Here is a 26,783-nt window from a genome sequence, read left to right on the forward strand (position 1 = left end):
CCCGAAGTGAGAGAAGAGTTAGTGACCACGACCCCGGCCCCCGCTGTCGAAGAGGCTGTCGCAGAGCTCGTCCCGGCCCACCGCGGCCCGTTCCGGGTGGGTGACCGTGTCCAGCTCACCGACCCCAAGGGCCGGATGCACACGATCGTGCTGGAGCCCGGCAAGGCGTTCCACACCCACCGCGGCGCGCTGGAGCACGACGCCCTGATCGGCCTGCCGGACGGCAGCGTGATCACCGCCACCAGCGGCACGCAGTACCTGGCGCTGCGCCCGCTGCTCAGCGACTACGTGCTGTCGATGCCGCGCGGCGCGCAGGTGATCTACCCGAAGGACGCGGCGCAGATCGTCGCCATGGGTGACGTCTTCCCCGGGGCCAAGGTGCTGGAGGCGGGCGCCGGTTCGGGCGCGCTGACCTGCTCGCTGCTGCGCGCGGTGGGCGAGACCGGCGAGGTGCACAGCTACGAGCTGCGGCCGGATTTCGCGGCGATCGCCCGCAAGAACGTGGAGGCGTTCTTCGGCGGCCCGCACCCGGCCTGGCACCTGCACGAGGGTGACGTCGCCGGCAACGGCATCGACGGTTTCGACCGGATCGTGCTGGACATGCTGACCCCGTGGGAGGCGCTCGACATGGTCGAGAAGTCGCTGATCCCCGGCGGTGTCTTCATCGGGTACGTGGCCACCACGCCCCAGCTGTCCGAGCTGGTCGAGGCGCTGCGCGAGCGGGGCGGCTGGACCGAGCCGCGCGCCTGGGAGTCGCTGATCCGCGACTGGCACGCCGACGGCCTGGCCGTGCGCCCGGATCACCGGATGATCGCGCACACCGCGTTCCTGGTGTCCTCCCGCAAGCTCGCGCCCGGGGTCACCGCGCCGGCGCGCCGGCGCAAACCCAGCAAGGGCGCCGAGGCGTACGCGTTGAAGCGCGCGGCCCAGGCGGCGCTGGCCGCCCAGCACGAGGAGCAGGAGGACCCCTCCGGGGAGTGACCGTGGTCGTCGCGTCCGGTAGTTTTTCGCAGGGGCATCGAGCAGCGGCGTCGATGGGAGGACAAGGGGAGTGGGCGCGATGAGTTCTCCGCCGTTCGGCGGCAGCAACGAGATGCCGGCGGTGTTCCCGGACTGGTCGCCCTATCCGGATCTGGACTCGGCCGCCCGCGCCTACCTGCGGGATCCCGAGGTGGCCCTGGAGGCGCTGTTCGGTGTGCTGCGTGGCGCCTCGGTGCTCTGCTTCACCCTGGAGCGTTTCGTCAACGAGGTGAACGGGGTCTGGCAGGAGGTCGTCGTCTGCGACGGCAGCCGGCTGGTGCTCTGGCACGGCGAGGACGTGGCGCCCGGTGACGGCCCGGTCGGTTCGATGACCTCGTCGCTGCGGGTGGTGCCGCTCTCCACGATCACCGAGGTGGGTTGCCGGCGGCGGCTCACCCGGACCACCACCGGGCAGGCCCGGGTCGACAGCATCGACGTCTACCTGCTGCTGAGCTCGGTGGACGACGCGGTGCCGCCGCCGGGTCTGGCCGAGGAGGAGGGGCGTTCGCCGATGCGGCACGACGCGCTGCGCTTCGGCAAGACCCTGGACGACGGCGGGCCGGGTCAGATCGCCCGCCTGGAGGAATTCTCCCGGGTGGTCGCGTCGCTGGTCGGCCGGCCCACCCTGTGAGCTGAGACGAACGGTGAAGGCCGGTGCCCCGAGGGGTGCCGGCCTTCATTCATGTTCAGTCGCCGGCGTCGGGGCCGGCCACTTCGACGTCATCCTGAGTTCTCACGACGTGGATACAGTCGCCGGGACACTCCTTCGCGGAGTCGATGACCTCGAGGAGCAGATTTTTCGGCACGTAAGCACGAACGCCCGGATTTTGCAGTAACTCGCCCGAATTGTCCTTGACGTACGCGAGGCCGTCGATGTCCAGCTCGAAGACCTCCGGCGCGTATTGCACACAGAGTCCGTCACCGGTGCACAAGTCCTGATCGATCCAGACCTGCAGCTCATCAGTGTCTGACGACACCACTACCTCCCACAACTAAGTGGCGCCGACGGTACCCGAACCCTGTCCGACCGGCTCATGGGTGGTCGCACCAATCGATCAAGAGTCGGTGACGAGGGTGTTGCATGGGATGAAATCCGCCCCGCAGCCGCTAATGTTGAGCCAGGACGTTCAAGCCCCCCGGGGAGGTGGGACGTGGCACGTAGCGACGAAGCGGACTCCCGCGCCGCACGATGGGAGAAAGAGGCCAACGATCTCTCCAGTCAGGTCGCGTTCCTGCAAGAGGAACTCGCTCTGGTGCGGAGGAAGTTGACCGAGAGCCCCCGACACGTCCGGCAGCTCGAGGAACGGCTTGCGGCAACGCAGGCGCAGCTCTCCCGAGTGACCGAGAACAATGAGCGGCTCGTGGCGACCTTGAAGGAAGCCCGCGCCCAGATCGTCACTCTCAAGGAAGAGATTGACCGCCTTGCCCAGCCGCCCAGCGGCTACGGCGTTTTCCTGGCAGCCCACGAGGACGGCACGGTGGACGTGTTCACCGGCGGCCGTAAGTTGCGGGTGGCGGTCTCGCCGTCGCTCGCCGTGGAGGAGCTTCAGCGGGGCCAGGAGGTCCTGCTGAACGACGCGCTCAACGTCGTCGACGCGTTCGGGTTCGAGCGCACCGGCGAGGTCGTCCTGCTCAAGGAGGTGCTGGACAACCCGTCCGGCGGCCCCCGCGATCGGGCACTGGTGGTGTCGCACGCCGACGAGGAGCGCATCGTGTTCCTCGCCGACTCGCTGGAGATCACCAAGCTGCGCGCCGGTGACTCGCTCATGATCGAGCCCCGCTCGGCCTATGCCTACGAGCGGATCCCGAAGAGTGAGGTCGAGGAGCTCGTCCTCGAGGAGGTCCCCGACGTCGACTACACCGACATCGGCGGCCTGCACTCGCAGATCGAGCAGATCCGCGACGCGGTGGAGCTGCCCTTCCTGCACGCCGACCTGTTCCGGGAGCACCAGCTGCGCCCGCCGAAGGGCATCCTGCTCTACGGCCCGCCCGGCTGCGGCAAGACCCTGATCGCCAAGGCGGTGGCCAACTCGCTGGCCAAGAAGATCGCCGAGCGGCGTGGTGAGGAGAAGCACACCAGCTACTTCCTCAACATCAAGGGCCCGGAACTGCTGAACAAGTATGTGGGTGAGACCGAGCGGCACATCCGCCTGGTCTTCCAGCGGGCCCGGGAGAAGGCCGGCGAGGGCACTCCGGTGATCGTGTTCTTCGACGAGATGGACTCGATCTTCCGGACCCGTGGCTCGGGTGTCTCCTCCGACGTGGAGAACACGATCGTTCCTCAGCTCCTCAGCGAGATCGACGGCGTCGAGGGCCTGGAGAACGTGATCGTCATCGGCGCGTCGAACCGGGAAGACATGATCGACCCGGCGATCCTGCGCCCCGGCCGTCTCGACGTGAAGATCAAGATCGAGCGTCCGGACGCCGAGGCGGCGAAGGACATCTTCGCCAAGTACATCCTGTCCGAGCTGCCGCTCTCCGAGGACGATCTCGGCGAGCACGGTGGTAACCGGGACGCGACGGTCGCCGCGATGATCGAGGCGGTCGTCCTGCGGATGTACACGGAGTCCGAGGAGAACCGTTTCCTCGAGGTCACCTACGCCAACGGTGACAAGGAGGTCCTGTACTTCAAGGACTTCAACTCCGGCGCGATGATCCAGAACATCGTCGACCGCGGCAAGAAGATGGCGATCAAGGAGTTCCTCACCTCCGGGACGAAGGGCCTGCGACTCCAGCACCTGCTGGACAGCTGCGTCGACGAGTTCCGGGAGAACGAGGACCTGCCGAACACCACCAACCCGGACGACTGGGCCCGCATCTCCGGCAAGAAGGGTGAGCGGATCGTCTACATCCGCACGCTCGTCTCCGGTGGCAAGGGCGCCGAGGCCGGCCGGTCCATCGAGACCGCGTCGAACACCGGTCAGTACCTGTAAGCGGTCGTAGGGCGAGGGTGGCGGGGTTTCCCCGTCGCCCTCGCGCTCGTTCTGCCCTGTGTGACCCGATCCCGCCTGGCCTGGCTCGACGCGCTCCGGGGGTTCGCCGCCGCGGTGGTCGCCCTCTTCCACCTCAGCCCGACCCTGATCGGCTCGGAGCGGCACCTGGCGATCTACCGGCACTTCGACCTCGGCCGGTACGGCGTCCTGCTCTTCTTCCTGGTCAGCGGCTACGTCATCCCGATGTCGCTGGAACGGCACGGCTCGCTGCGCCGTTTCTGGGTCGGCCGGATCTTCCGGATCTACCCGGCCTACCTGCTGGCCACCGCGGCCGGCCTGCTGCTGGTCGCGACCGGCTGGCAGCGCTGGGAGAACGGCGACCCGGTCGCGGTGGTGCTGGGCCACGTCACGATGCTGCAGGACCTGCTCGGGCTCAGCGGCGTGGTCCGTCCGTTCTGGACGCTCACCTACGAGATGACGTTCTACCTGATCGTGGCCGGGCTGTTCGTGTGGCGGCGCCACCACGACAGCGCGTGGTGGGCGGGCGGTCTGGCGCTGGTCGCGCTCGTGGGCGGCCGTCATCTGCCGGACGCCCTGCTCGGCGGTTCCCGGCTGCTCGCCGTGGGGCTGGCGGTGCTGGTGGGGGGCGGCTTCATGGCGTACGTCATCGGCCGTCGGATCTTGATCTTTGGTTGTGGTCTGGCCGGGATCGGCACGGTGCTGCTGCCGATGCTCAACGGCCAGGCCGGCCGGTACGCGATGCCGGGCAGTTCGAGCTGCGCGGTGCTGCTGCTGGCGGCCATGTTCGCCGGCACGGTCGTGTTCCGCGTCCAGCACCATCAGATCCGTCCGGGCGTCGCCGTCCCGGTGCTCCTGCTGGTCCTGACCGCCACCGGGGTGAACCAGTGGCTGCTCGACGGCACCCGGCTGCTGCGTGACGTCAGCGTCGCCGTCGCGGTGGCCGGCACGTTCGCGGTGGCGTTCCTGATGCGACGGCGGGCCGTCCCGGGACTGATGACCCGGCTCGGCGAGATCAGTTTCTCGGTGTACCTCTTGCACATTCCGGTGTTGATGGTGACCGCCCGGCTGCTGCGCGGGCATCCCGCGGCGATCGGCGTGTCGTTCGTGGCCGGCACCCTGGCGGTCGCCTGGATGAGCTTTCACCTGGTGGAACGGCCCGGGCAGCGGCTCGGCGCCCGGGTGCTGGCCCGCCTCGACGCCCGATTCGGCCCGGACACGCCGGTGATCATCCCCACCACGGAAGGTGGCACGCCGCGTACGGGCAGCTTCGGAAGCGTCGTGAGAGCGTCTAGGCTCGATGCATGAGCAGGCTTGGCTTCGTGGCGGACAGGGTGGTCGCATGAGCGTTCGACGGATTATGGGGACCGAGGTCGAGTACGGCATTTCGGTTCCCGGCCAGCCCGGTGCCAATCCGATGGTGACGTCCTCCCAGGTGGTCAACGCCTATGGCGCCCGCCCCGAGCTCAACCGTAACGGCCGCGCCCGCTGGGATTACGAGGAGGAGTCCCCGCTGCGCGACGCGCGCGGGTTCACCTACTCGGGCGCCGCCTACGACCCGGCCGAGGCCCTGGCCGACGAGGATCTGGGCCTGGCCAACGTGATACTGACCAACGGCGCTCGACTCTACGTCGATCACGCGCACCCGGAGTACAGCACTCCCGAGTGCACCAACCCGCTCGACGTCGTCAAGTGGGACAAGGCCGGCGAGCGGGTGATGGCCGAGGCGTCGCGCCGGGCCGCCTCGATCCCCGGCACCCACCGCATCCAGCTCTACAAGAACAACACCGACAACAAAGGTGCCTCGTACGGGTCCCACGAGAACTATCTGATGCGCCGGCAGACCCCGTTCGCGGACATCGTCGCGCACCTCACCCCGTTCTTCGTCACCCGGCAGATCTTCACCGGGGTCGGCCGGGTCGGGCTCGGGCAGGACGGTTCCGGTTCGGGCTTCCAGATGTCCTCGCGGGCCGACTTCTTCGAGGTCGAGGTCGGGCTGGAGACCACGCTCAAGCGGCCGATCATCAACACCCGCGACGAGCCCCACGCCGACGCCGACAAGTACCGTCGCCTGCACGTCATCATCGGCGACGCCAACCTGTCGGAGATCGCGTCGTACCTGAAGATGGGCACCACCGCCCTGGTCCTCAACATGATCGAGGAGAAGGTGTTCACCGGTGAGCTCGGCATCGCCGACCCGGTGAGCGAGCTCAAGTCGGTCAGCCACGACCCCTCCCTCACGCACCTGATGCGGCTGCGCGACGGCCGCCGGCTCACCGCACTCGACCTGCAGTGGGCGTACTACGAGCGGGCCAAGGCGTTCGTCGACGAGCGCTACGGTGCGGACGCCGACGAGCAGACCACCGACGTGCTGGCCCGCTGGGAGGACGTGCTCGACAAGCTCGGGCGCGACCCGATGGTCCTCTCCGACACCCTGGACTGGGTGGCCAAGCTGCGGCTGCTGGAGGGTTACCGCGAGCGGGAGAACCTGAACTGGTCCTCGCCCAAGCTCCAGCTGGTCGATCTGCAGTATGCCGACGTCCGGCCGGAGAAGGGCCTCTACCACCGCCTGGTCGCCCGCGGGTCGATGAAGACCCTGCTCGACCCGGACGAGACCCAGCGCGCCATGTACGAGCCGCCGGACGACACCCGGGCCTACTTCCGTGGCCGCTGCCTCGCGCAGTACGCCTCCGAAGTGGTCGCCGCCAGCTGGGACTCGGTGATCTTCGACGTCGGGCGCGAGTCCCTCGTCCGGGTGCCGATGATGGAGCCCGAGCGCGGCACGAAGAAGCACGTCGGCGCCCTCTTCGACACCTGTGAGAGTGCGAAGGACCTCCTGGAAGTGATCACGAGTCGGTAATAAAACACCCGTTGCGGCGGGGTGTTTCGTCACAGGGGCGAGGTAGGTTTTTCGTACCCGATGTTGCTTCAGACTTCGGGTGGCTGAGAAGGGGGACATCCATGGCAACCCGAGACACAGGTGGTCAGTCGCAGAGCGGCCGGAGCTCCAGCGATCAGGAGATCGAGGACGTCACCGTCGAGGCCAACCCTGAGGTAGCCGAGCGGCACGCGGAGATCACCGAGGACGTCGACGATCTGCTGGACGAGATCGACTCGGTCCTGGAGGAGAACGCGGAGGAGTTCGTCCGCGGCTACGTCCAAAAGGGCGGAGAATAGACCTAATTGTCCGATTCTGAATAAGGTCGGACGATGATCTGCCGGGCGCCCATTGCGGGCGCCCGGCTCTCATAGAGGCCGGAACGACAAGAATCGGCGACACGGAAATCTAAGATCATCGCACTGGATGGGTGTGCGGGATATGGTGCATCAACCGCAGCGGCGGCCCTTCCGCGCCGGTGCGATCACGTATCTGAAAGGAACCACGTGGCGACGGGCTTTGATCCATCCGGGCGACTTCCGGATTTCTTTCTCAACACGGGGACGTCCTCCTTCACGCAGTTCCTGAGCGCGGCGCACCCCGAACTGCTGCCGGGCCGGCGCCCGCTGCCGCCCGGCCTTCACGCCGGTGACGTCGCGCCGCACGGCACCACGATCGTCGCCATCGCGACGGCCGAGGGTGTCGTGATGGCCGGTGACCGCCGGGCGACCATGGGCAACCTGATCGCCAGCCGGGACATCAAGAAGGTCCACCCCGCGGACGCCTACTCCCTGATCGGCATCGCCGGCACCGCCGGGATCGGCATCGAGCTGATCCGGCTGTTCCAGGTGGAGCTGGAGCACTACGAGAAGACCGAGGGCGCCATGCTCTCGCTCGACGGCAAGGCGAACCGGCTGGCCGCCATGGTCCGCGGCAACCTCGGCGCGGCGATGCAGGGCCTGGCCGTGGTCCCGCTCTTCGCCGGCTTCGACCTGGCTCCGGCCGAGGGCGTGCACGCCGGGCGCATCTTCAGCTTCGACGTGGCCGGCGGCCTCTACGAGGAGACCGGCTACGAGGCGATCGGCTCCGGATCGCTGTTCGCCAAGTCGGCGCTGAAGAAGAAGTACCGCATCGGCGTGAGCACCGAGGACGCCGTCCGGCTCGCCGTCGAGGCGCTCTACGACGCCGCCGACGACGACACCGCGACCGGTGGCCCCGACCTCACCCGCAAGATCTTCCCGGTGGTGATGACCGCGACGGTGAACGGCACCACCCGGCTCAGCGACGCGGACATCACTACGGTGGCCGAGCAGGTCGTCTCCGGACGCATGGAGAACCCGGGCGGTTGATCCGCACCACTGAGGCAAAGGAGTAGCCACCCGTGGCCATGCAGTTCTACGCATCGCCCGAGCAGGTCCAGCGCGACCGCTCGGAGTACGCCCGCAAGGGCATCGCCCGCGGCCGCTCGGCCGTGGTCCTGTCGTACGAGGGCGGCATCCTGCTCGTCGCCGAGAACATCACCACCCTGCGCAAGATCAGCGAGATCTACGACCGGATCGCGTTCGCCGCCGTCGGGCGGTACAACGAGTTCGAGAGCCTGCGGCGGGCCGGCGTGCGGATGGCCGACACCATCGGCCTGACCTACGACCGGCGTGACGTCACCGGGCGGGCGCTGGCCAATGCGTACACGCAGACGCTCGGCGCGATCTTCTCGGAGACCCAGAAGCCGTACGAGGTGGAGATCTGCATCGCGCAGGTCGGCGCCACCCCGGAACAGGACGAGCTGTACCGGATCATGTACGACGGCTCGGCCCTGGACGAGCCCGGCTTCATGGCCATGGGCGGCCAGGCCGAGGCGATCGCCAACGTCCTGAAGGAACGGCACGACGTCAACGCCGACCTGCCCACCGCGCTCGCCCTGGCCGCCGAGGCCCTGGGCAGCGTCGGCGGGGAGAACGGGCAGACCCGCACCCTCGCGGCCAAGCAGCTCGAGGTCGCGGTGCTGGACCGCAAGCGCACCGGGCGCACGTTCCGCCGGCTCGCCGACGCGACGCTGACGTCCCTGCTCGGTCACCAGTCGGTGGCCGACGCGGACCTCGGCGAGACCGACGCGGCCCCGCCCGCGCCGGCCGACAGCAAGCCCACCGAGTCGGCCGCCTCGGAGGACACCGAAGGCTGACGCCGACGGCAGCGGGCGCGGCTTTTGGCCGCGCCCGCTAAAAACATGTCGCGGTGTGACGATCAGCCCCGAAAAGCCGGATTACTAGGCCCCCTTGGTGGCTCCCCATGGGCCTCGGATCCGGCTAGTGTTCATTCATGGAACGGCGAATTTTCGGCCTCGAGACCGAGTACGGAGTTACGTGCACCTATCGGGGACAGCGGCGGCTGTCGCCGGACGAGGTGGCCCGCTACCTGTTCCGCCGAGTGGTGTCGTGGGGACGCAGCAGCAACGTCTTCCTCCGTAACGGCGCCCGTCTGTACCTGGATGTCGGTTCCCACCCGGAATACGCGACTCCCGAATGTGACTCCGTCACCGACCTGGTCGCCCACGACCGCGCCGGCGAACGGATTCTCGAGGGCCTGCTCGTCGACGCGGAGAAACGTCTGCACGACGAGGGCATCGCGGGGGAGATCTACCTCTTCAAGAACAACACCGACTCCGCCGGCAACTCCTACGGCTGCCACGAGAACTATCTGGTCAGCCGGCACGGTGAGTTCGGCCGCCTGGCCGACGTGCTCATTCCGTTCCTGGTCACCCGGCAACTGATCTGCGGCGCCGGCAAGGTGCTGCAGACCCCGCGCGGCGCCGTCTTCTGCCTCTCGCAGCGCGCCGAGCACATCTGGGAGGGCGTCTCCAGCGCCACCACGCGCAGCCGCCCGATCATCAACACCCGCGATGAGCCGCACGCCGACGCCGAGCGGTACCGGCGCCTGCACGTCATCGTCGGCGACTCGAACATGAACGAGGTCACCACGCTGCTGAAGGTCGGCAGTGCGGACATCGTGCTGCGCATGATCGAGGCCGGCGTCGTCATGCGCGACCTGTCGCTGGAGAACCCGATCCGCGCGATCCGTGAGGTCAGCCACGACATCACCGGCCGCCGCAAGATCCGCCTGGCCAACAACAAAGAGGTCTCCGCGCTCGAGATCCAGCGGGAGTACCTGGCCAAGGCCATCGAGTTCGTCGAGCGCCGCGGCGGCGACCCGGTCGCCAAGCGCGTCGTCGAGCTGTGGGGCCGCGTCCTCGACGCGATCGAGAGCGAGAACCTGGACCCGGTCTCCCGCGAGATCGACTGGGTCTCGAAGTACAAGCTGATCGAGCGCTACCAGGCCAAACACGAGATCCCGATGTCCCACCCGCGGATCGCCCAGCTCGACCTGGCGTACCACGACGTTCGCCGCGGCCGCGGCCTCTACGCCCTCATGGAGAAGCGCAAGCAGGTCGACCGCATCGCCAACGACCTGCAGATCTTCGAGGCCAAGGAGACCCCGCCGCAGACCACGCGGGCCCGCCTGCGCGGCGAGTTCATCAAGCACGCCCAGGAGAAGCGCCGCGACTTCACCGTCGACTGGGTCCACCTCAAGCTCAACGACCAGGCGCAGCGCACGGTCCTCTGCAAGGACCCGTTCCGCGCCTACGACGAGCGCGTGGAGAGGCTCATCGCCAGCATGTAATGGCGTCGGGGGTAGGCTGGCCGGGCTATGACGATCCATTCCGGCCAGCCCGATCCCGAAGAAGTCCGGCGGTTGAACCGCGCCGACCGCCGCCGCGAACGGATCCGCCAACAGGTCCACAACGCCCGCCACGGCCGGCAGGTGGTCCCGACCTGGCTGATGGCGACGATCCTCGGCCTGATCGTGGCCGGCTGGCTCTACCTGATCATCACGAAGTAGCGGTCACCCCCGAAGATCACCATCAAGATCTTCATTGCCTATCTCCGCGGTGGTCCAGATCGTCGCTCCCGCGGGGACCCTTCCGGGGCCCGCAGGGCGCTGGCGCGCCCAGAACGCGACCCCCTCCAGGGCGACGTCCGCCGTTGGTCCCGCTCAGAGCAACAACCCCGTCGTCGCCCGCAAGCCACCCGCCCACGCCCGGGTCTCAGCTGGTCCTGAGGGCTGTAAAAACGCCCGGACACAGCCGTGAGCACCAGCCGGGTTGCCGGCGCCGCGCTTGCCGTCGGAACTCGCGCGGTGCTGGCGTCGTGCACGGCCCGGCCGCGGCTCCGGGCTCCGGCTGGTGCTGAGGGCTGTAAAAACGCCCGAATGCAGCCGTGAGTGCCAGCTGGGATGCCGGCGCCGCGCTTGCCGGCGGAACTCGCGTGAAGTCCGCGTCACGCACGGCCGGGATCGGGGCGGCGGCGAGTGTGCGCGTCCGGTTGTCGATGACCTGGCGGATCTCGGTCGCGGCGGCGGGGCAGCATGAGGGGTGGCGTAATCCTGGCGATCCCGCCGGGTTTGGTGCAGGCTGCGTGGTATGACGGAGATTCTTGGGCCGGGTATCGAGGACTACCTGCTGGCGCACAGCGAGCCCGCGGACGACGTGCTGCGGGAGCTGGCCGCCGAGACCCGGGCCTCGCTGCCCCCGGAGTATGCCGGGATGCAGGTCGGCGCCGACGAGGGCGCCCTGCTCACGCTGCTGGTCAAGCTGACCGGGGTGCGGTACGCGGTCGAGGTCGGCGTCTTCACCGGCTATTCGTCGATCTGCATCGCCCGCGGGCTGCAGCCCGGCGGCCGGCTGCTGGCCTGTGACGTCTCGCCGGAGTGGACCAAGGTCGCCCGGGAGTACTGGGTGAAGGCGGAGCTGGCCGACCGGATCGAGCTGCGCCTGGCGCCGGCGATCGAGACGTTGCGCGCGCTCGCCCCCGACCCGGTGATCGACTTCGCGTTCGTCGACGCCGACAAGATCGGCTACCCGCAGTACTACGAGGAGCTGGTGACGCGCCTGCGCCCGGGTGGGCTGCTGGCGCTGGACAACGTGCTGCGCCGTGGCCGGGTGCTGACCCCGACCGAGCCGGCCGACCGGGCGATCGCGGAGCTCAACGACCGGATCGTCCGCGACGCCCGGGTCGAGTCGGTGATGCTGCCGGTGCGGGACGGGGTCACTCTCGTACGGAAGCGGGATTGATCCTTTTCTGCAACCGAACTGGCGTCTGCTGGATCGGTGACAAAGGGACGGTTCGCCGCGCTGGTGGCCATCGCGCTCGTGGTGTACCAGTTCCTGCCGGACTCCGGCTGGCTGATGGTCGGCTGGCAGGTGGGGATCGGCTGGTCGGCCGCGGCGGCGGTGGTGCTCGGCGCGAGCCGCCAGCCGCGCCGCGACCGGGCGCCCTGGTGGTTCCTCGCCGCCGGGGTCTTCAGCAACGCCACCGGCATCCTGGTCGCCCAGATCACCGAGGTGATGGGTGGCCGGGTCGCCCTGCCGAGCCCGGCCGACGGGTTCTGGCTGCTGCTCTACCCGGCCTGCGCGGTCGGTCTGGCCCTGCTGATCCGGCGCCGGGACGAGTGGCGTAACTGGACGGCGCTGATCGACGCGGCCACGATCACCCTCGGCTTCGGGCTGCTGGCCTGGGTCTACGTGATCGAGCCGGCACACCACGGCACGTCGATGGACCGGATGGCGTATGCCACGCAGGTCTCCTACCCGATCGGTGACCTGCTCCTGCTGGCCATGATGACCCGGCTGCTGCGCGGCGGCGGAAGCCGCGGCGCGGCGCTCTGGACGGTCGCCGCCGCCCTGATCAGCCTGCTGATCGGGGACAGCTCCTGGGTGATCCTGGACAACCTGGGTGGCGCCACGGTGTGGCTGGAGCGGCTGCCGTGGCTCGGCCATGCCCTGGAGTCGGTCTTCCTGGTGGCATTCTCGTTGTTCGGCCTGGCGGCGCTGGATCCCGGCGCGGCCCGGATGGCGCAGGCGGCCGAGCAGCGAGCCGCCCGCCCGCTCAGTCCGGGGCTTCTCGCGCTGCTCACCGGCGCCTCACTGATCGCGCCCGGCCTGCTCGCGGCCGAGCTGCACCGCGGTGCGGTGGTCAACGGCTGGAGCATCGTGCTCTGCTCGACGACGCTGTTCCTGCTGGTCGTGATGCGGATGGCCGGTCTGGTCCGGGAGGTCGAGCGGCAGGCCCGGCAGGTCCGGGAGCTGGCCCGCTCGGACGAGTTGACCGGGCTGCCGAACCGGCGGGCCTGGAACGACGAGGTGCCGCGCGCCCTGGAACGGGCCCGCCGCGATCACGAGCCGATCGCCGTGGCGATCGTCGACCTGGATCATTTCAAGCGCTTCAACGACACGTACGGGCATCCGGCCGGGGATCGCCTGCTCAAGGCCGCCAGTGCGGCCTGGCACGGGACGTTGCGCGCGGTCGATCTGATCGCCCGTTACGGCGGGGAGGAGTTCGTGGTGCTGCTGCCGGGGGCCGACGCGGCGCACGGGTACGGCGCGCTGACCCGGATGCTGGCGGCGACCCCGGAGGAGCAGACGTTCTCGGCCGGGCTGGCCGTCTGGGACGGCGAGGAGACCTCGGACGAGCTGCTGCAGCGGGCCGACCGGGCGCTCTACTCGGCCAAGGCGCGCGGGCGGAACCGGATCGAGATGCCCGACCTCACAGCAGGCTGACGGCGTGCCGCCCGGCCGCCGCCGCGGACAGGAAGTAGTTGTAGTCCTGATCCAGCTTGCGGCCCATCGTCGACAGCGGCACCGGGCAGGCCCGCAACGCCTCGTCGAGCCCGTCCACCGCGACCGGCACGACGCGATGGCGATCGCTGAGGAAGTCGAGATCGGCGGCCAGGGCCGCCTGAAGACCGTCCGGCACCGGCAGATCGGCCCGGGCCAGGGCAATTCTTCCGTACGCGGTCAGGCTGTGATGGGAAACCCCGCGGTGCCGAGCCCGCCCGTCCCCGTCGGAGATCCGCAACGACCCCACCGGACGCCCGCCGAGCACCCCGATCGCGTTGACCACCTCACCGAGCGCCACCCCGGAGAACCCCCAGGTCGTCCCGGTGCCGAGGTTGCCCGGCCCCTGCGCGACGATCGTCACGTCGGCGTGGAGCACGTGCCGGGCCGCGAGCAGCCCGGTGTGCACGGTGCCGGCCTCCAGGTCGCCGCCGAACGCCTGACCGGTCGTGACCGTCCCGGCCAGGATCCCCGCCAGCCCGTCGAGGGTGCGGGAGAACCAGGCCGGCAGCGCTCCGCCGTCGGTCATCACGTAGGCCACCCGGGCGCTGGGCCGGTCGGCGTGGATCCCGGCCAGGATCGCCGGCAGTGCCGAGTGCAGGTCGGCCGTGACCACCGGCATCCCGTCGAGCGACTCGGCCGCCTCCATCACGGCCCGGTGCGGCGACGCCTCCTCGTCGACCCCGAGCAGGATCGGCTGCAGCGGCGTGTACCGGGCCTTGACCAGGTGACCGGCGTCACGGTTGGTGCCGTCGTCGGCCGGGTCGGCCGGGAGCCGGTCGGGCAGGGCCACCACCAATGCGTACCCGCCGGTGCCGAGGCCCATCACGAGCGCGCCGACGTTGAGCAGCACCCGGTCGCCGGGGACCGGGTCGCCGACCAGCTCCGGGTAGGCCAGCGCCCGGGTCAGGCCGTCACCGGTCTCCACGTCCAGCTCGACGGCGCCGCGCCAGCCACGTCGTACCGACAGAACCGTCCCGGACCGCCACCGCACCATGAACCGGACACTATCGGTCCAGGCCACCGTCGATGTGATCGCGTCCCGGCTCGCCCCGGGTGGGGTCCAGGAACACGTACCGGATCTCCGGGAACCGCTCCCGCAGCCGCTTCTCGGCGTCGTCCGAGGCCGACTCGATCTGCTTGCCGTTCGCCTCGTCGTCGAAGTCGACCTTGGCCGCGACCAGGATGTCGCCCGGCCCGATCTGCATGGTCAGCAGCGTCGGCACCCCGGTCACGACCGGGATCGAGCGCAGGTCGGCGGCGATCTGGTTGTGGATGCGGCGCGGCACCGCCCGGCCGACCAGCAGCGTCACGTTGCTACGGGCCAGCACGAACGCGACCACCAGCAGCAGCGCGCCGATCACGATGGAGGCCAGCCCGTCCCACAGCTCCTGCCCGGTCAGCTGGGTCAGGCCGAGCCCGGCAGCGGCCACGACCAGGCCGATCAGGGCGGCCGCGTCCTCGAAGAACACCGCCTTGACGGTGGTGTCCGGGGTGAGCCGCAGGAAGCGTGAGGCCGTGATGTTCCACCGGCGCGACTGGTCGTGGACCTGGCGGCGGGCCCGCATGAACGAGGTGCCCTCGGCGACGAACGAGACGGCCAGGACGATGTACGACCACAGGTACTCACCGGCACCCTCACCGCTGATGATCGTCGCGATCCCGTGGTAGATCGAGAATCCGGCACCGCCGACGAACGTGAACAGGGCGGCGATGAACGCCCAGACGTAACTCTCCTTGCCGTACCCGAACGGGTGTTCCTCGTCCGCCGGTTTTCCCCCTCGGCGCAAGGCGATGTACAGGAAGACCTCGGTCACGGTGTCGGCGAACGAGTGGGCGGCCTCGGACAGCATGGCCGCCGAACCCGAGAGCAGGCCGGCGAAGAGCTTGGCCACGGCGATGACCAGGTTCGCGAGCAGCGCCAGGATCACCGTGCCGACGCTCTCGGTCTCGGCGCGGGGTCCGGTGTCGGGCAGACCGGTGGGCGCGGTCTCGGGCTCGGGTGCGATCGTCACGACGGCCATCGTTCCCCACGAGCGGTCACGAATAACGGTCGGGACACCCGGGCTGCTAGGTTTCCTGTCGTGTCGCGCACTCGTACCGAGCGCCTGGTGAACCTGGTGATCTGCCTGCTGTCCACGCGACGGTTCCTGACCGCCGCGCAGATCGCCCTGACCGTGCCCGGTTACGAGCACGACCCCGAGGATCCCCGGGACCACGAAGCCTTCCAGCGTAAGTTCGAGCGGGACAAGGCCGAGCTCCGTGAGCTGGGCGTTCCGCTGGAGACCGGAACCGCCAGCATCTTCGACCAGGAGCCGGGCTACCGCATCGCCCAGCGGGAGTACGCGCTGCCCGACATCCTCCTGGAACCGGACGAGGCGGCCGCGGTCGGCATCGCCGCCCGGCTCTGGCAGCACGCTGGCCTGGCCGCCGCCGCGTCCTCCGGGCTGGCCAAGTTGCGGGCCGCCGGGGTCGAGGTCGATCCGCAGGCCACCCTCGGGGTCGAGCCGGTGGTCACCGTCGACCCGGCGTTCGGCCCGCTCACCTCGGCCGCGCGGGAGCGTCGCGCGGTCAACTTCAAGTACCGGGTGCCCGAGGTCGACGAGCCCAGCGCCCGCCGCCTGGAGCCGTGGGGCGTGGTCTGCTGGCGCGGCCGGTGGTATGTGGTCGGTCACGACAAGGACCGCAACGCCACCCGCTGCTTCCGCCTGTCCCGGATCGTCGGTGACGTCCGCGCGGTCGGCCGCCCGGAGGCGTTCACCCCGCCCGAGGACGTGGACCTGATCAGTCACGTCGCCAACACGTCGGGCCCGATCGCCCGCAACGGCCGCGCCACGGTTCTCGTCCGTCATGGCCGGGCCGCCGGGCTGCGGCGACTGGCGCGCGAGGTCATCCCCGGCGAGGAAACCGACAAACTGCTTATCTCGTACGGCGATCCGGAGTGGCTCGCCTCGCGGATCGCCGGTTACGGGCCGGACGCCTTCGCGGAAGGTCCCCCGGAGCTGCGCGAGGCGGTCATCCAGCAGCTCAAGGAACTGGTCGCGCGGCACGAGCCGGCCACCCCGGCGGTGGCGTCGTGACCACGCCCCGCACCTCGGCCGACCGGCTCGGCCGCCTGCTCAACCTGGTGCCGTACCTGCTGGCCCGTCCGGGGATCCTGGTCGCCGAGGCCGCGGCCGACCTGGCCGTCACCGAGAAACAGCTGCGCGAGGACCTGGAGCTGCTCTGGGTGTGCGGCCTGCCCGGGTACGGTCCGGGCGACCTGATCGACATGGCGTTCGACGGCGACCGGGTGACGATCAGCCACGACGCCGGCATCGACAAGCCGCTACGCCTCAACCCGGACGAGGCGCTCGCCCTGGTGGTGGCCCTGCGGATGCTGGCCGAGACCCCCGGCATCGGCTCGCGGGACTCGATCGAGCGGGCCCTCGCCAAGATCGAGAGCGCGGCCGGTGACCTGGCCGGCGCCCCGGTCGCCGTGAAACTCCCGGCCAACCAGGAGAAGCTGACCAAGGTCCGGGCGGCGGTGGACTCCGGGCACGCGCTGCGGCTGACGTACTACACGGCGGCGCGGGACGAGACCACCGACCGCGTCGTCGACCCGATGCGGATGCTCACCGTCGGCACGTTCGCGTACCTGGAGGCGTGGTGCCGCCGGGCCGAGGGCACCCGCCTGTTCCGGATCGACCGGATCGACGCGTTCACCGAGCTCGACGAGCCGTCCCGGCCGCCGGTCGAGGCGGTGCCGCACGACGTCAGCGACGGCGTCTTCCGCCCCGGCCCGGAGTTGCCCCTGGTCACCCTCCGGGTCGGACGTGGCGGCCGGTGGATCACCGAGTACTACCCGGTCGAGCAGGTGGTCAAGGAACCGGGGGAGTGGCTGGTGACCATGCGGGTGACCGATCTCGTCTGGGCGCGCCGATTCCTGGTCGGCCGTCCGGACGTCACCGTGGTCGGGCCGCCCGAGCTGGTCGACCAGATCCGGGCCGCCGCGCACGCCGCGCTGGACCAGTACGCGGCGCCGTGACCGGTGTTTGGATAGGGTGACGCGGTGCTGATGTGGGTCTGGATCGCCGTCGCCGCGATCGCGCTGATCATCCTGGTGACGGCCGCCGTGCGGCTGCTGGGCCGGTTGCCCGAGCTGCGTCGTGCGGCCGGGCGGCTGCAACGCCGGCAGGAGGAGGCGATGCGCCTGCAGGCCGGCGCCGCCAAGCTCGAACAGACCCTGCTCGGCCTGCAGGAACGTGCGGAAAAAGCCCAGGAGCAGGTGGAACGGATCCAAGCGGGCCTCGTCAAGTGAACTACGTCGTTCATGCTGCGTTGTCCGGGATGTAATGGCGATCCATCAGAATCTCGCAGCTTCCTGGGTGCTACATCGCCGGAATTGACACGTACGATGGACCCCGCAACCTGATCCGACCGACTGGAGTCTCCCCATGGGCGCCCTCAAGCCATGGCACATCATCTTGCTCGTCGTTGTCCTCGTGCTGCTGTTCGGCGCGAAGCGGCTGCCTGACGCGGCGCGTTCCCTCGGGCGCTCGCTGCGGATCATCAAGGCCGAGACCAAGGGTCTCGTCGACGACAACAAGGACGACAACCTCGCGGAGAAGGCCGAGGCTCAGTACGGGCACCAGCCGCTCCAGGGTGAGGTCCAGCCCGGCGGTTACCAGCAGGGCTACCAGCAGCCCCCGCAGGGCTACCAGCCCCAGCCGGGCTACCAGCCGCAGCCGCAGCCGGGCTACCAGCAGCCGCAGCAGCCGCCGGCCCAGCCCTACGTCGACCCGGTGCAGCGCACCAACGACCGCTGACCCGGATCGATGGCACTGACCCTGCGCCGTAATCGAGGGCCGAGCAAGTTCGAGCAGGCCTCCGACGGTTCGATGACGCTCATCGAGCACGTCAGAGAGCTGCGCAACCGGCTGTTCGTCGCCTCACTGGGCGTCGTCGTCGGCCTGATCGTCGGCTTCATCATCTCGCAGTGGGTCTTCGGCATCCTGAAGGCGCCGTATTGTGCTCTGCCCAGCTCGATCAACGACACCACCGGCAGCTGTGAGTTCATCACGCTCGCGGTGACCGACCAGCTGATGCTGCGCCTGAAGATCGCGCTGTGGGTCGGCCTGCTCGTCGGTGCCCCGGTCTGGCTGTACCAGTTGTGGGCGTTCGTCGCCCCCGGCCTGCACCGCCACGAACGCAAGTGGGCGTACGTGTTCGTCGGCCTCGCGGTCCCGCTGTTCTCCGGCGGCGTCGTGCTGGCCTACCTGGTGATCGGCCACAGCCTCGCCTTCATCATGGACGCCGGTGTGCTCGGCGCGCCGACGAAACTCGAAGTCACGTCCTACGTCGGCTTCGTGATGAACATGCTGTTGCTGTTCGGCGCGGCCTTCGAGTTCCCGCTGCTGCTGCTGATGCTGAACTTCACCGGGGTCGTCACCGGCCGGCGCCTGCTCAGCTGGTGGCGGGCCGTGGTGTTCCTGGCGTTCGCGTTCGCCGCGGTCGCCACCCCCGACCCGGGCCCGTTCGGCATGGCCCTGCTCGCGGCCTGCATCAGTGCGCTGTACTTCATGGCCGTCGGCGTGGCGATCATCAACGACCGGCGCAAGGGCCGCGGCAAGGAGATCTACGCCGGCCTGTCGGACGACCAGATCTCGACGCTGGAGGAGGAGCGGGTCCCGGTCGGCGCCTCCGACCCGATCGCCGCACCGGCTCCGGTGGAGAGCCCGTCCCCGGTCGAGGCCCCGAGGCCCATCGAGCGGCGCTTCGACGACATGACTTAGCCGGATTGCTCCGCTTCGCTCCGCGGCGAAACGCCTGGTAACCGGTGAGGAGTCAGTTGATTTTCCGCCGCCCGCACACCCCGCGGGCGTCGAAAAATCAGCTGCCTCCTCACCGGCGGCGTTTCGCGGGGATGTGGTGAACGCGGGGTGCGCGGCGGGTTGAGCCGCGCGGGACGTAGGTGCGGGCGGACAGGTACCGTCTGCGGCTGTGACGACGGACTTCATCGCGGTGCTGGCCAATCCCCGGGCGGGGCGCGGCCGGCACCGCGGTTTGCTTCCCGGGGTGTTGCAGGTGCTCGGGGAGTCCGGGCGGGCGGTCCGGCTGCTGGAGGCGGACAGCGGGGTGGCCGCCGAGCAGGCCTGCCACCGGGCCGTCGACGAGGGGGCCGTCGCGCTGGTCGCGGTCGGCGGGGACGGGACCGTGCACCGGGTGCTGCAGGCCGTGGCCGGGCGGGCGGTCGGGTTCGGGGTGATCGCGGCCGGTACCGGGAACGACTTCGCGGCCGCTGTGGCCGTACCGGAAAATCCTCTGGAAGCCGCCGCCGGGATCACCGCGGCCCTGGAAGCGGACCGGGACCACCGGATCGATGCTGTTCTGGCGGCGGATGCCGCCGGACGTGAACGCTGGTTCTGCGCGGTCCTCGCGGCCGGCTTCGACGCCCTGGTCAACGAGCGCGCCAACCGGATGGTGTGGCCGCGCGGCCCGCGCCGCTACGACCTGGCGATCGGGCTGGAACTGGCCCGGCTGCGGGTCCGCACGTACACACTGGAGATCGACGGGGAGACCCGGACCGTCCCGGCCGAGATCGTCGCCGTCGGCAACGCGGCCAGCTACGGCGGCGGGATGCGCATCCTGCCCGACGCGGATCCGGCCGACGGCTTACTCGACGTGATCTACGCGGGCGGGCTCGGGCGCGGCGGACTGGCCCGGCTCAAGCCCCGGCTGAGGCACGGCACGCACGTCACCGATCCGCGGGTGCACGTGCTGCGGGCCCGGCACGTGCGGGTGCACGCCGAGGGGATCATCGGCTACGCCGACGGGGAGCGGCTCGGCCCCCTCCCGCTCGACTTGAAAATTGTGCCGGGTGCGATCCGGTTGCTCCGCTGAGCCGGCTATCAGTTTCCCCGGGAACGGCCCGAACCTGAGGGCATGGCGATGAACACGGTCTCGGCGAACACGTCCTCGGTCGCTTCCCTGGCCACCTCGGTCTTCGGTAACGCCCGCGAGGCGTTCAAGGCGATTGCCGACGCGGCCACCAACAACGCGAACGACACCATCTCGGCGAACCCGCCCGCCGCCGGCAAGGGCGCCCGCCGCGGCACCGTCCTCGACCGCTACCTGTGACCCCGCCGCCCGTCAGCGGCGTTCGCGTCCAGCCGACCCCCGCCCGTCAGCGGCGGTCGTCCCGCCCCCGGACGCCGAGAGGCCTCAGCTGGCGCTGAGGGTCGTTCCGGCGGCCCGGAGCAGCCCTGAGCGCCAGCCGAGAGGTCCCAGCTGGTGCTGAGGGTTGTCCCGGCGGTCCGGAGCAGCCCTGAGTGCCAGCTGAGACGTTTCGGCTGGTGTTGAGGGTTGTTTCGGCGGTCCGGAGCAGCCCTGAGTGCCAGCTGAGACGTTTCGGCTGGTGGTGAGGGTTGTTCTGGAGGGGTGGAGGCAGCCCTGAGCGCCAGCTGGGCGCGTGGGGCGCGGGGCGGCCTGGAGTTGAAGCGGACCTCGCGGCCGGTGGCGGCGGGACGTGGCCGGTCACGTACCGCCGAAGGGTTTCAGATGCAACCGGCCAGCGCGAGGGAAGCGCCGAGGCCGTTGGTGCGGCCCGGGTCGGCGGCGGGCAGGACGAGGGCGGCGCAGCCGGCCTTGACCGCGCCGGCGTCGGCCGGTGAGTCACCGACCATCAGTGTCCGTTCCGGATCAGCGCCGATCATGCCGCAGGCGCGCAGGAAGATCGCCGGATCGGGTTTGGTCCGGCCCACCTCGTAGCTCAGCGCGAACGCGTCGACCAGCCCGTCCAGCCCCCAGTGGGCGAAGTGCGGCCGGATGTCGAACCCGATGTTGCTGACCACCGCGATCTTGATCCCGGCGTCGTGGAGCTTGCGCAGCGTGGGCTCGGTGTCCGGATACGGCACCCAGCCGTCCGGCCGCAGCACCCGGTCGTAGAGCGCGTCGGCCAGCCCGTCGACGTCGGTGTGCACGCTCGCGGCGAGCCCGGTGTAGGCGGCGCGGTGACTGTGCTCGTACAGATCACGGTCGGCCCAGTGCTCGGCCAGCTGCGGCGGCACCCGGTGCGGAAGCGGACCACCGGCGCGACCGGCGGTGACCAGGCGATCGGCCAGAATCGTGGCCTTGCCCCGGTCGAGCTGGGCGCCGCAGGCCGCGGCGGCCGCCACGACCCAGGTCAGCGGGTCCTCGACCTGGGCCAGAGTGCCGTGGAAGTCGAACAGGACGGCTTCCACGAGCCGCGCGGACTGGGGAGGTTCGGTGGCATGCGGCACTCGTGCACCTTACCGATGCCCCGTTCGCCTCCTGACGGCCACTACCGTGTCGCAAATTGTCACACCCGCGAACTAGTCTTCTGTTCATGACTAGTCCCGCCGAACGGTATGCGGAATCCCAGCGGCGGGCGGCGCGGGTCGCCACGTTCCCGGCGCTCGACGACTTCATGCTCGACGTGGGCTTCGATCTGGACGATTTCCAGCGTGCGGCCTGCGAGGTGCTGGAGCGGGGCAACGGCGTGCTGGTCTGCGCCCCGACCGGCGCCGGCAAGACCGTGGTCGGCGAGTTCGCGGTGCACCTGGCGTTGCGTTCGGGGGAGCGCAAGTGCTTCTACACGACGCCGATCAAGGCGCTGTCCAACCAGAAGTTCCACGATCTCGTCGCTCGGTACGGTCCGGACAAGGTCGGCCTGCTCACCGGCGACAACGTGATCAACGCGGACGCTCCCGTGGTGGTGATGACCACCGAGGTCCTGCGCAACATGCTCTACTCCGGGTCCACCCAGCTGAAGAACCTCGCCTACGTGGTGATGGACGAGGTGCACTACCTGGCCGACCGCTTCCGCGGCGCGGTCTGGGAAGAGGTGATCATCCACCTCCCGGCCTCGGTGACCCTGGTCTCGCTCTCGGCCACGGTGAGCAACTACGAGGAGTTCGCCGACTGGCTGGTCACCGTCCGCGGCGAGACCGAGGTCGTGGTCAGCGAGCACCGGCCGGTCCCGCTCTGGCAGCACATGCTGGTCGGGCGGCGGATGTTCGACCTGTTCCACGACGCCGACGCGGCCAAGAAGCACGACGTCCACCCCGAGCTGCTGCGCTACTCGCGGGAGATGGAACGCCGCCTGGAGATGGGCGCGAGCGCCGGCGGGTGGAACCAGCGCGGTGGCCGCGGCAAGCGCTGGCAGCCGCCGCCGCGCGCCGAGGTGGTCGACCGGCTGGAGCGGGCCGGGCTGCTGCCGGCGATCCTGTTCATCTTCAGCCGCGCCGGGTGTGACGCCGCCGTTCAGCAGTGCCTCGGCGCCGGCCTGCGCCTGACCGACCCGGAGGAGCGCGCCGAGATCCGGCGGATCGCCCAGGCCAAGGTCGCCGGCATCCCGGCCGAGGACCTGTCCGTGCTGGGGTATTGGGAGTGGCTCGACGGCCTGGAGCGGGGCGTCGCCGCGCATCACGCCGGCATGCTGCCCGCCTTCAAGGAGGCGGTCGAGGAGTGCTTCGTCAACGGCCTGGTCAAGGCCGTCTTCGCGACCGAGACGCTGGCGCTGGGCATCAACATGCCGGCCCGGTGCGTGGTCCTGGAGCGCCTGGTCAAGTTCAACGGCGAGGCCCACGTCGACCTCACCCCGGGGGAGTACACACAGCTCACCGGCCGGGCCGGCCGCCGCGGCATCGACATCGAGGGTCACGCCGTGGTCCTCTGGAGCCCCGACGTCGACCCGCGCCACGTCGCCGGCCTGGCCTCCACGCGCACCTATCCGCTGCGGTCGTCGTTCCGGCCGTCGTACAACATGGCCGTGAACCTCGTCGGTTCGGTCGGCGCGGAGAAGTCCCGCGAGCTGCTGGAGTCCTCGTTCGCCCAGTTCCAGGCCGACCGTTCCGTCGTCGGCCTGGCGCGACAGGTCCAGCGCAACGTCGAAACCATGCAGGGGTACGGGGATGACGCCGCCTGCCACCACGGCGACTTCGACGAGTACTTCGCGATTCGCGTCTCCATCGCCGACCGGGAGAAGTCCCTGGCCCGGCAGGGGGTGGCGCAGCGTCGCTCGGCCGCCAACGACTCCCTGGCCAAGCTCCGCGTCGGCGACGTGATCCGCGTCCCGCAGGGCCGCCGGGCCGGTCTGGCCGTCGTGCTCGAACCGGCCGCCGGCGGGTTCGGCGAGCCGCGCCCGCTCGTCCTCACCCAGGACCGGTGGGCCGGCCGGGTCAGCCCGGCCGACTTCGGCGGCGACGTCGAGGTGCTCACCCGCCTGCGCGTCCCGAAGAACTTCAACCACCGTTCCCCGGGCGCCCGCCGCGACCTGGCCGCCCAGGTCAGCGGCACCGGGCTGGACCGCCACCCGGACCGTCGCCGCGGCGGGCGCAGCAAGGCCGCCCCGGGCGAGGACGCCGAGATCGCCCTGCTCAAGGTGCAGCTGCGGCAGCACCCGTGCCACGCCTGCCCGGAGCGGGAGGATCACGCCCGCTGGGCCGAGCGCCGGCACCGGCTGCAGCGCGACACGGACACGCTGCGGGACAAGGTGGCCGGGCGCACCGGGTCCCTCGCGCGCACGTTCGACCAGGTCTGCTCGGTGCTGACCGGGCGGGGCTACCTGTCCAACGACGGCGAGGTCACCGGGGCCGGCCGGATGCTCGGGCGGATCTGGTCCGAGGCCGACCTGCTGGTCACCGAGTGCGTCCGGCAGGGCGTGTGGGACGGGCTCGACCCGGAGGAGCTGGCCGCCGCGGTGTCCATGGTGCTCTACGAGTCCCGCCGCGAGGGGGAGGACCGGGCGTCGGTGCCGAAGGGCGCGATCACCGCGGCCGTCGACGCCTGCGCCAAACTGTGGGGCGAGATCGCCGCCGACGAGGCCGAGAACGGGTTGACGCTGACCCGCGAACCCGACCCGGGCTTCGTCTGGCCGATGTACCGCTGGGCCCGAGGGGAGCCGCTGGCCAAGGTCCTGGCGAGCGGGCACAACTACGACGCCGACATGCCGGCCGGAGACTTCGTCCGCTGGGCGCGGCAGGTCCTCGACCTGCTCGGCCAGATCCGCGAGGCCTCGGCGGCGTCGCCGAGCGTGAAGGAGACGGCCCGCAAGGCGATCACCGCGGTCAACCGGGGTGTGCTCGCCTACCAGGGCAGTCTGTGAGCCGTTTCGTCCACCTGACCCCGGCCCGGTTGACCGCCAAGGTCCGCCGGGCCGGGCTCGGTTCGCCGGTCTTCTGCTTCCCGGTGCTGCCCTCGCACACGCTGACCTACCAGTGGGCGCGGGAGCTGCGCCGGCGCGGGCCGCGCAATTTCGTCGCGGTGACGTTCGCGCTGCCCGACGACGAACCGGTGCAGATCGGGCACTACGGTAAGGAGCGCGAGGCGGTCACGGCGGCGCGAGCGGTCGCCATGCTGAGAAGCATGGAAAACCCGATGGGGTACGAGGTGATCGTCCCGCGCCGGGTCACCGCCCGCGATGTGCGCACGATCCGCCCCGCGCCGCGCATCACCGGCTGGCGGTACATGCCGGCCGCGCACGGGCGGAAGCCGTGCGCCTGCCCGGGCTGCCTGGGGCGCGGCGAGTTCGGCGCGGCCCGGTTGCGCCGGCGCTTCGACGAGGAGATCCAGCGGACGCCGTACGCGGAGGTGCTGGCGACCCTGCGGTCCGAGGACGAAGACGACGTCTACATGGCAGTAACGAATCTGCGGGGTCGTGGGGAGGTCGCCGATTTCGCGTTCCTGGCCGAGCATCCCGATCCTGACGTGCGTGAGGCACTCGCGGAGGCCCTGGAAAGTTACCGCGGCCCGGCGGCCCGAGTGCTGAGGGAGCGGCTGGGGCTCCAGGCTTCCCCGGAGCGGCCGGCGCCCTGAGCGAGGGGCGGCGGCCCACCGGCGCACCGGGGGCTGCGCGTTGTCCGCTGTCGGCTGAGCGGCGGCCGGCCGTCACGCTGCGCGACGACGGGGGTGGCTCGCCGGGCGATCATCGGCGCATGGTGAATCTGCGTTGACGGTGTCTTTGGGACAATTCAAGAATAGCGGGCGACAGCGATTGATGTCGTTGAGTGTGTCAGCCGGAAGAAGAGGACATGGCCGCGGACTCGCCGCATCTGATCGGGTGGTCCGGCGACGCACTGGATGAGTCGGTGATGGCCGTCATCGACCCGGATACCGCGATCATCGAAGTTACCCTGTGCGGGCCCTGGGACCGCCCGCTCTCCTGGCGTGCCCGGACCGTGCTCGACAAATGCCTGGCCGAGCACCCGACCGGCCTGATCGTCGACCTGCACCGGCTGGACGATCCGCAGGCGGTGAGCGCCCCGCTCTGGCTCACCCTGTGCGCGCAGGGCGCCGCCATGCAGCCGCCGATCGCGATCGGGGTGTGCCTGCCCGCGCCGGTCCCGCTGGCCCGCCGGTTGCGGCGGCTCGGCGCCCGGGACTGGCTGGTCATGTACGCGTCGGTCCCGCAGGCCCGGACCGCGCTCGCGCATCGCCGCCCGCTCGTCGACCGGATGCACCTGGCCCTGCCGCCCGATCCGGCCGCCGCGACCCTGGCCCGTTCGCTGGTCACCGACGCGTGCCGGGGCTGGGATCTGCCGCACCTGCTGCAACGCGGCCGGCTGGTCGCGTCCGAGCTGGTGGTGAACGCGGCCGAGCACGCCGGCACCGACATCGAGGTGATCGTGTCGCCGCGCGGCGAGGGCGCCGGCGCCGCCCTGCACCTGGCCGTCTACGACGGTGATCCGGCGCCGCCGCTGGTGCGTGATCCGGTGCCCGGACCGTTGGGGCCGTCGCTCACCGACCGCGGTCTGGGTTTGCGGATCGTGGGGGCGGCAGCCTCCGCCTGGGGTGCACTCCCGGCGCGAGGCGGGAAACTGGTATGGGCGATCGTGCGCAACCGGCCGGAGGTGCCGACATGACCCCAGACCCGACCTTCGCGGGTACGAGGATCGCCGGTGTGCGCACCGGCGACCGGCTGATGATCCGGCTGCAGGGCAGCCTGGACGCGATGTCGGTGACCGCCCTGCAGACCCAGCTCTACGATCTGACCCGGGTGTACGACGTGCTCGGCCTGGTCGTGCCGGTCCGGCAGATCCACATCGACGTGGCCGAGGTGGACTTCTGCGACGCGGCCGGGCTGCGGATGCTCGTCGCGGCGCGGTGCGTGGCCGATGCGCGGGACGCGACGTGTCATCTGCGGAATCCGCAGCCGCACCTGCGCTGGCTGCTGCGCGCGACGCGGGCCGTGGACCTGTTCCGGGTGGACTGAAGGCTCATCCCGTACCAAATCGGGATCTTGATCTTGATCTGGAGAGGCGGCCGG

At 70.2% G+C, this 26,783-nt stretch carries 27 protein-coding genes; 23 read left to right on the plus strand and 4 right to left on the minus strand.

All coding sequences use genetic code 11. The annotated features are described in order from the left end of the window. The first annotated feature begins 21 nt into the window (after nt 1-21). Nucleotides 22-981, plus strand: coding sequence for a tRNA (adenine-N1)-methyltransferase (locus ACSHV8_RS05865; protein ID WP_436530142.1), 960 nt, complete (start codon nt 22-24; stop codon nt 979-981). 79 nt (nt 982-1,060) lie between these two features. Next, nucleotides 1,061-1,651, plus strand: coding sequence for a hypothetical protein (locus ACSHV8_RS05870; RefSeq protein ID WP_436530144.1), 591 nt, complete (start codon nt 1,061-1,063; stop codon nt 1,649-1,651). 55 nt (nt 1,652-1,706) lie between these two features. On the opposite strand, the gene ACSHV8_RS05875 is transcribed toward ACSHV8_RS05870, so the two are convergent. Beyond that, on the minus strand, nt 1,707-1,997 hold the full coding sequence (locus ACSHV8_RS05875) for a ferredoxin (RefSeq protein ID WP_436530146.1): 291 nt from the start codon (nt 1,995-1,997) through the stop codon (nt 1,707-1,709). A gap of 174 nt (nt 1,998-2,171) precedes the next feature. On the opposite strand from ACSHV8_RS05875, the gene arc reads away from it, so the two are divergent. The 10 genes from arc to ACSHV8_RS05925 all read left to right on the plus strand — a co-directional run bounded on the left by arc (nt 2,172) and on the right by ACSHV8_RS05925 (nt 13,459). Continuing rightward, the gene (gene arc, locus ACSHV8_RS05880; RefSeq protein ID WP_436530148.1) at nt 2,172-3,953 is read left to right on the plus strand and encodes a proteasome ATPase; all 1,782 of its coding nucleotides are present in this window, start codon (nt 2,172-2,174) and stop codon (nt 3,951-3,953) included. 60 nt (nt 3,954-4,013) lie between these two features. Beyond that, nucleotides 4,014-5,279 (plus strand): acyltransferase family protein, encoded by a 1,266-nt coding sequence (locus ACSHV8_RS05885; RefSeq protein ID WP_436530150.1) that lies wholly within the window; start codon nt 4,014-4,016, stop codon nt 5,277-5,279. A gap of 34 nt (nt 5,280-5,313) precedes the next feature. Further along, nucleotides 5,314-6,831, plus strand: coding sequence for a depupylase/deamidase Dop (gene dop, locus ACSHV8_RS05890; protein WP_436530152.1), 1,518 nt, complete (start codon nt 5,314-5,316; stop codon nt 6,829-6,831). A 101-nt stretch (nt 6,832-6,932) separates the two neighbouring features. After that, complete coding sequence (locus ACSHV8_RS05895; RefSeq protein ID WP_185044631.1) at nt 6,933-7,148, plus strand: ubiquitin-like protein Pup; 216 nt, start codon at nt 6,933-6,935, stop codon at nt 7,146-7,148. Between the two features lie 207 nt (nt 7,149-7,355). Continuing rightward, nucleotides 7,356-8,198, plus strand: a complete 843-nt coding sequence (gene prcB, locus ACSHV8_RS05900; protein ID WP_436530154.1) for a proteasome subunit beta — start codon at nt 7,356-7,358, stop codon at nt 8,196-8,198. A gap of 32 nt (nt 8,199-8,230) precedes the next feature. Then, nucleotides 8,231-9,028, plus strand: a complete 798-nt coding sequence (gene prcA / locus ACSHV8_RS05905) for a proteasome subunit alpha (protein WP_436530156.1) — start codon at nt 8,231-8,233, stop codon at nt 9,026-9,028. 137 nt (nt 9,029-9,165) lie between these two features. Beyond that, entirely contained in the window at nt 9,166-10,524 is a 1,359-nt protein-coding gene (gene pafA, locus ACSHV8_RS05910; protein ID WP_436530158.1) for a Pup--protein ligase, read from the plus strand. Nucleotides 10,525-10,551: 27 nt separating this feature from the next. Continuing rightward, complete coding sequence (locus ACSHV8_RS05915; RefSeq protein WP_436530160.1) at nt 10,552-10,743, plus strand: hypothetical protein; 192 nt, start codon at nt 10,552-10,554, stop codon at nt 10,741-10,743. A gap of 580 nt (nt 10,744-11,323) precedes the next feature. Continuing rightward, the gene (locus ACSHV8_RS05920; RefSeq protein ID WP_436530162.1) at nt 11,324-11,974 is read left to right on the plus strand and encodes an O-methyltransferase; all 651 of its coding nucleotides are present in this window, start codon (nt 11,324-11,326) and stop codon (nt 11,972-11,974) included. A gap of 36 nt (nt 11,975-12,010) precedes the next feature. Next, the gene (locus ACSHV8_RS05925; protein ID WP_436530163.1) at nt 12,011-13,459 is read left to right on the plus strand and encodes a GGDEF domain-containing protein; all 1,449 of its coding nucleotides are present in this window, start codon (nt 12,011-12,013) and stop codon (nt 13,457-13,459) included. On the opposite strand, the gene ACSHV8_RS05930 is transcribed toward ACSHV8_RS05925, so the two are convergent. Next, nucleotides 13,446-14,513 carry a DUF3866 family protein gene (locus ACSHV8_RS05930; RefSeq protein ID WP_436530165.1) on the minus strand — a complete coding sequence of 356 codons (1,068 nt, stop codon included), beginning with the start codon at nt 14,511-14,513 and terminating at the stop codon, nt 13,446-13,448. The two genes, ACSHV8_RS05925 and ACSHV8_RS05930, sit on opposite strands and share 14 nt — an antisense overlap. Nucleotides 14,514-14,523: 10 nt before the next feature. Continuing rightward, entirely contained in the window at nt 14,524-15,531 is a 1,008-nt protein-coding gene (locus ACSHV8_RS05935; RefSeq protein WP_436530167.1) for a cation diffusion facilitator family transporter, read from the minus strand. A 69-nt stretch (nt 15,532-15,600) separates the two neighbouring features. Here ACSHV8_RS05935 and ACSHV8_RS05940 point away from each other — a divergent pair, with 69 nt between their 5' ends. The 7 genes from ACSHV8_RS05940 to ACSHV8_RS05970 all read left to right on the plus strand — a co-directional run bounded on the left by ACSHV8_RS05940 (nt 15,601) and on the right by ACSHV8_RS05970 (nt 20,635). Then, nucleotides 15,601-16,596, plus strand: coding sequence for a helix-turn-helix transcriptional regulator (locus ACSHV8_RS05940; RefSeq protein ID WP_436530169.1), 996 nt, complete (start codon nt 15,601-15,603; stop codon nt 16,594-16,596). Further along, nucleotides 16,593-17,543, plus strand: a complete 951-nt coding sequence (locus ACSHV8_RS05945) for a helix-turn-helix transcriptional regulator (protein WP_436530171.1) — start codon at nt 16,593-16,595, stop codon at nt 17,541-17,543. The genes ACSHV8_RS05940 and ACSHV8_RS05945 overlap by 4 nt, the downstream gene beginning before the upstream one ends. A gap of 30 nt (nt 17,544-17,573) precedes the next feature. Then, nucleotides 17,574-17,816 carry a hypothetical protein gene (locus ACSHV8_RS05950; protein ID WP_436536691.1) on the plus strand — a complete coding sequence of 81 codons (243 nt, stop codon included), beginning with the start codon at nt 17,574-17,576 and terminating at the stop codon, nt 17,814-17,816. A gap of 136 nt (nt 17,817-17,952) precedes the next feature. Further along, nucleotides 17,953-18,324, plus strand: coding sequence for a Sec-independent protein translocase subunit TatA (gene tatA / locus ACSHV8_RS05955; protein WP_436530173.1), 372 nt, complete (start codon nt 17,953-17,955; stop codon nt 18,322-18,324). 9 nt (nt 18,325-18,333) lie between these two features. Then, on the plus strand, nt 18,334-19,290 hold the full coding sequence (gene tatC / locus ACSHV8_RS05960) for a twin-arginine translocase subunit TatC (protein WP_436530175.1): 957 nt from the start codon (nt 18,334-18,336) through the stop codon (nt 19,288-19,290). Nucleotides 19,291-19,498: 208 nt separating this feature from the next. Then, on the plus strand, nt 19,499-20,398 hold the full coding sequence (locus tag ACSHV8_RS05965) for a diacylglycerol/lipid kinase family protein (protein ID WP_436530177.1): 900 nt from the start codon (nt 19,499-19,501) through the stop codon (nt 20,396-20,398). Nucleotides 20,399-20,440: 42 nt separating this feature from the next. Then, nucleotides 20,441-20,635 carry a hypothetical protein gene (locus ACSHV8_RS05970; RefSeq protein WP_436530179.1) on the plus strand — a complete coding sequence of 65 codons (195 nt, stop codon included), beginning with the start codon at nt 20,441-20,443 and terminating at the stop codon, nt 20,633-20,635. A 416-nt stretch (nt 20,636-21,051) separates the two neighbouring features. Here ACSHV8_RS05970 and ACSHV8_RS05975 read toward each other — a convergent pair whose 3' ends face one another. Beyond that, nucleotides 21,052-21,777, minus strand: coding sequence for an HAD family hydrolase (locus tag ACSHV8_RS05975; RefSeq protein WP_436530181.1), 726 nt, complete (start codon nt 21,775-21,777; stop codon nt 21,052-21,054). 86 nt (nt 21,778-21,863) lie between these two features. Between ACSHV8_RS05975 and ACSHV8_RS05980 the strand changes: the two genes are divergently transcribed. From ACSHV8_RS05980 to ACSHV8_RS05995, 4 genes are all read left to right on the plus strand, one after another. Then, nucleotides 21,864-24,623, plus strand: coding sequence for a DEAD/DEAH box helicase (locus ACSHV8_RS05980; protein WP_436530183.1), 2,760 nt, complete (start codon nt 21,864-21,866; stop codon nt 24,621-24,623). Next, nucleotides 24,620-25,333: a HEAT repeat domain-containing protein gene (locus ACSHV8_RS05985; protein WP_436530185.1), complete on the plus strand. Its 714-nt coding sequence runs from the start codon at nt 24,620-24,622 to the stop codon at nt 25,331-25,333. The genes ACSHV8_RS05980 and ACSHV8_RS05985 overlap by 4 nt, the downstream gene beginning before the upstream one ends. 215 nt (nt 25,334-25,548) lie before the next feature. Then, on the plus strand, nt 25,549-26,379 hold the full coding sequence (locus ACSHV8_RS05990) for an ATP-binding protein (RefSeq protein WP_436530186.1): 831 nt from the start codon (nt 25,549-25,551) through the stop codon (nt 26,377-26,379). Next, a complete protein-coding gene (locus ACSHV8_RS05995) occupies nt 26,376-26,729 on the plus strand; it encodes an STAS domain-containing protein (RefSeq protein WP_436530188.1) in 354 nt (117 codons plus the stop codon). The genes ACSHV8_RS05990 and ACSHV8_RS05995 overlap by 4 nt, the downstream gene beginning before the upstream one ends. Nucleotides 26,730-26,783 lie beyond the last annotated feature (54 nt).

It is taken from the genome of Actinoplanes sp. HUAS TT8 (assembly GCF_051380535.1).
Classification (GTDB): Bacteria; Actinomycetota; Actinomycetes; order Mycobacteriales; family Micromonosporaceae; genus Actinoplanes.